Genomic DNA, 4,179 nt, shown 5'->3' on the forward strand with positions numbered 1-4,179 from the left:
GCCCCGAGCCGCGCCGGGTCGACGCCGAGGAACTGCGCCGCCGTCTCGGAGGCTTCTACCAGGGTGCCCAGGACGGGCGCCGGGTCGTCGCCGCCGAACTCGCGCAGGACCAGCGGCAGACCCCGGGGGGTCCGGGGGCCCAGGAGGCCCACGGACAGGGACACACCGATCAGGGGGACACCGCACAGGAGGCACGCACATGACCGCGCCCAGTACGTACGGACTGAGCAGCCAGGCCCGCAACCTGCAGTGGCTGCTGACCGACCTGGTGGAGGAGGTGCCCGGCGTCAACTCCGTGGCCGTCGTGTCCTCGGACGGGCTGCTGCTGCTCTCCTCCGAGGCGGCGCCGGAGTCCGGCAAGGCGGCCCGGCCCAAGGGCCCCCGCGGGGCCTCGGCCGACCTCGCCACCATCGTGTCCGGGCTCGGCAGCCTCACCACCGGCGCCGCCGCCCTCATGGAGTTCGGCTCGGTCAAGCAGACCATGGTGGCGATGGAGAACGGCTCGGTCTTCGTCATGTCCATCAGTGACGGCTCCCTGCTGGGCGTGCACGCCACGCCCGACTGCGACATGGGCGTCGTCGCCTACCACATGGCCCTGTTCGTCGGCCGCGCCGGCCACGTCCTGACCCCCGAAGTCCGCAGCGAGCTGCGCCAGTCGATGGAGAACACCCCGTGAGGAGTACGGCCTCCGACCGGCTGCCGATACGCGGCGCCGACCGGCGCCCCGCCCGCGTCCGCCCGTACTCCCTCACGGGCGGCCGCACCCGCTTCACTCAGGTGCTGCTGGTGGAGACCTTCGTCGCCACCCTGGACGCCGGACCGGCCAAGACCCCGGACCGGATGCCCGAGATGCGGGCCATCGTCGAGGTGTGCCGGCGGATGCGGACCATCGCCGAGATATCCGCGCTGCTGAAACTGCCGCTCGGCGTCGTCCGCGTCCTGGTCAGCGACCTCGCCGACCAGGGCCGGATCCGCGTCTACGGCACCGGGCACGGCACCGGCCGTCCCGAACGCGCGCTGCTGGAAAGGGTGCTCGATGGCCTTCGCCGTCTCTGAAGCCGGTCCGGACACCGCGCTCCTGCTGGACGACGAGCCCGTCCAGCCCTGGCAGTACGACCGCTCGCGCGCGCCCGTCGCCGTCAAGGTGCTGGTCGCGGGCGGGTTCGGGGTCGGCAAGACCACCTTCGTGTCCTCCGTCTCCGAGATCACCCCGCTGCGCACCGAAGCGGTGATGACCCAGGCCAGCGTCCCCACCGACGACCTGACCGGGACCCCGGACAAGAACACGACCACCGTAGCCATGGACTTCGGGCGCATCACCCTCGCCGACGACCTCGTGCTGTACGTGTACGGGACCCCGGGCCAGGAGCGGTTCTGGTTCATGTGGGACGACCTGGTGCGCGGCGCCATCGGCGGCCTGGTGCTCGCCGACACGCGCCGGCTGCGGGACTGCTTCCCCGCCCTCGACTACTTCGAGAGCTGCGGCCTGCCGTACGCCGTCGCAGTCAACCACTTCGAGGGGTCGAAGGAGTACGAGCCGGAGGACGTGCGGGAGGCGCTCACGATCCCGCCGGACGTACCCGTCGTGATCATGGACGCACGGCGCCGGGCCACGGTCGTCGAGTCCCTGCTGACCCTGGTGGGCCACGCGCTGGACGCCACGCCCGCGTAGCCGGCCGGGCCCGATCAGATTGAGCCCGATCAGATTGAGAACGTGAGATGCGCAGGATACTTGTCGTGGGGGCCGGGCAGTCCGGCCTCCAGCTCGCCCTCGGCCTCCAGGCGAAGGGCTACGAGGTCACCCTCATGTCCAACCGGACGGCGGACGAGATCCGCACCGGGCGGGTCATGTCCACGCAGTGCATGTTCGACTCGGCGCTCCGGCACGAGCGCGACCTCCAGCTGAACTTCTGGGAGCGGCAGGCCCCCAGGATCCAGGGCCTCGGCGTCTCCGTCGCCGCCCCCGACGGCGGCCGCGCCGTCGACTGGCTCGGCCGCCTCAAGGGTTACGCGCAGTCCGTGGACCAGCGCGTGAAGATGGCCGGCTGGCTCGACGTGTTCGTGCAGCGGGGCGGGCAGCTGGTCATCCACGGGGCGTCCGTCGCCGACCTGGACTACTTCTCACGGGCCTACGAACTGGTGCTGGTCGCCGCCGGCAAGGGCGAACTGGTCTCCATGTTCGACCGGGACGAGGCGCGCTCCCCGTACGACAGCCCCCAGCGCGCCCTGGCCGTCGCCTACGTGCACGGGCTCGCGCCGCGGCCCGAGCACCCGGACACCGACGCCGTACGGTGCAACCTCGTGCCGGGCGTCGGCGAGCTGTTCGTCATGCCGACGCTGACGAACTCGGGGCGGGCGGACATCCTGTTCTGGGAGGGCCTGCCGGGCGGGCCGCTGGACGTCTTCCGGGGCGTCAACGATCCGGGCGAGCACCTGGAGCTGACGCTGGAGCTCATGGAGAAGTTCGTGCCGTGGGAGTACGCGCGCGCCACGAAGGTCGAGCTGACGGACGCGGGCGGCACCCTGGCCGGCCGGTACGCGCCGGTGGTCCGCAAGCCCATCGGCCGGCTGCCGGGCGGCGGGCTCGTGCTGGGCGTGGCGGACGTGGTCGTCGCCAACGACCCCATCACCGGGCAGGGGTCGAACGCCGCCGCGAAGTGCGCCGCCTCGTACCTCTCGTCGATCCTGATGCACGGCGACAAGCCGTTCGACGAGGCCTGGATGAAGGCCACCTTCGACAAGTACTGGTTCACCACCGGCAAGCCCGTCACCCAGTGGACCAATGCCATGCTGGGGGCCCCGCCGGAGCACGTGCTGAACCTGATCGGGGCGGCCGGGCAGTACCAGAGGGTGGCGGATCGATTCGCCAACGGCTTCGACAACCCGGCCGACTTCGACGCGTACTTCTACGACCCGGAGGACACGGAGGACTACCTCGCGGAGGTCGCCGAGGCGGCTGAGGCGGTTGAGGTGGCTGAGGCGGGCGAGGCGGCTGAGGCCGCCGCCGGTTCCTCGTCCGCGTCGTAGCCGGTGTCGTCCCCCGCCGTGCCGGGGTCGGCCTCCGGTAGCGGCGGCGGGGTGAACTCGGCCAGCGGGGTCCCCTCGGGGTCGGGGCGGACCGCCCCCAGGAGCGGGTTCGCCGCGATCGGGGAGACCTTGACCTTCGCCCCCGGGCGGGGGGCCTGGATCACCTTGCCGTCCCCGATGTAGAGGGCCACGTGGGTGGCCTTCGGGAAGTAGACCACCAGGTCGCCGGGGCGCAGCCGGTCCAGCGGCACCCGGGGCAGCTGCGCCCACTGCTCCTGGCTGGTACGGGGGATGGACCGCCCGGCGTGCTCCCAGGCCTGCGAGGTCAGCCCGGAACAGTCGAACGAGGCCGGGCCCTCGGCGCCCCACACGTACGGCTTGCCGATCTGGGCGGCGGCGTAGCGGAGGGCGGAGCTGCCCGCGGCGGTGGGCGGGGTCGTACGGGCGGGCAGCCGGCCCGAATCCAGCAGGCTGCGCTGCGCCCCGGCGGTGACGGCCGCCTCCCGTGCGCCGAGCCCGGCGAGTTCGGCGGGGGTGAGGGAGGCGAGGAGCCGCTCGACCTCCTTGAGCCGGCCGGTGACCTCCCGCTGGGCCTCCTTCTGCCGCGCCGCGAGGGCCTGCTGCGCTTCGAGGGCCTTGCGGGCGGCGTCGGCGAGCGCACCCGCCTGCTTCCGGTCCCGTTCCAGCCGGGCCACGACCCCGGCCCGCCGGGCGCCCTCGCGCGCGGCGAGGTGACGCTGGTCCAGGGCCTGCTGGGGGTCGCCGGAGAGCAGCATCCGCAGGTAGGGGGAGAGGCCGCCGCCCCGGAGCCCCTGGTACTGCTCCCGGGCGAGTCGCCCGGCGGTGGCCCGCTCGGAGTCCAGCGCGGAGCGGGTCCTGCCGAGGGCGGAGCTGAGCCGCTGTTCCTCCGTCTGCCGGGCCTTGAGGGCCACTTCGGTGGCGTTGTAGGTCTCGGCGGCCTCTTCGGCCTGCTGGTACAGCCCCTGCAGCCGTGTGAGCAACTCCCCGACGGGCTCGGCCCGGGCGGGGGGCGGGGGCGCGGCGGTGACGAGGAGGGCGGCGGCGGCCAGACAGCTGATGCCGCATCCGAGTAGTCGGTTTGTCATGTAATCACCTCCGCTGGCCGATGCTGCCACGGGGGCGGGTGGGGAG

General features: G+C 72.9%; 5 protein-coding genes. 4 read left to right on the forward strand and 1 reads right to left on the reverse strand.

Annotated features, from left to right (window positions below; genetic code table 11):
• The first annotated feature begins 199 nt into the window (after window positions 1-199).
• The 4 genes from VR44_RS26165 to VR44_RS26180 are packed head-to-tail and all read left to right on the forward strand — an operon-like array spanning window position 200 to window position 3,027.
• Entirely contained in the window at window positions 200-676 is a 477-nt protein-coding gene (locus VR44_RS26165) for a roadblock/LC7 domain-containing protein (RefSeq protein ID WP_045950060.1), read from the forward strand.
• Complete coding sequence (locus tag VR44_RS26170; RefSeq protein ID WP_045950061.1) at window positions 673-1,056, forward strand: DUF742 domain-containing protein; 384 nt, start codon at window positions 673-675, stop codon at window positions 1,054-1,056. Before VR44_RS26165 ends, VR44_RS26170 begins: the two co-directional genes overlap by 4 nt.
• On the forward strand, window positions 1,037-1,672 hold the full coding sequence (locus VR44_RS26175) for a GTP-binding protein (RefSeq protein ID WP_045950062.1): 636 nt from the start codon (window positions 1,037-1,039) through the stop codon (window positions 1,670-1,672). The genes VR44_RS26170 and VR44_RS26175 overlap by 20 nt, the downstream gene beginning before the upstream one ends.
• 47 nt (window positions 1,673-1,719) lie before the next feature.
• Window positions 1,720-3,027 (forward strand): styrene monooxygenase/indole monooxygenase family protein, encoded by a 1,308-nt coding sequence (locus VR44_RS26180; RefSeq protein WP_045950063.1) that lies wholly within the window; start codon window positions 1,720-1,722, stop codon window positions 3,025-3,027.
• Here the strand turns inward: VR44_RS26180 and VR44_RS26185 are convergent.
• Window positions 2,931-4,133 carry a C40 family peptidase gene (locus tag VR44_RS26185; protein WP_045950064.1) on the reverse strand — a complete coding sequence of 401 codons (1,203 nt, stop codon included), beginning with the start codon at window positions 4,131-4,133 and terminating at the stop codon, window positions 2,931-2,933. The genes VR44_RS26180 and VR44_RS26185 overlap by 97 nt on opposite strands.
• Window positions 4,134-4,179: the final 46 nt, after the last annotated feature.

This window comes from Streptomyces katrae (assembly GCF_000966975.1).
In the GTDB taxonomy this organism is placed as follows: Bacteria; Actinomycetota; Actinomycetes; order Streptomycetales; family Streptomycetaceae; genus Streptomyces; species Streptomyces katrae.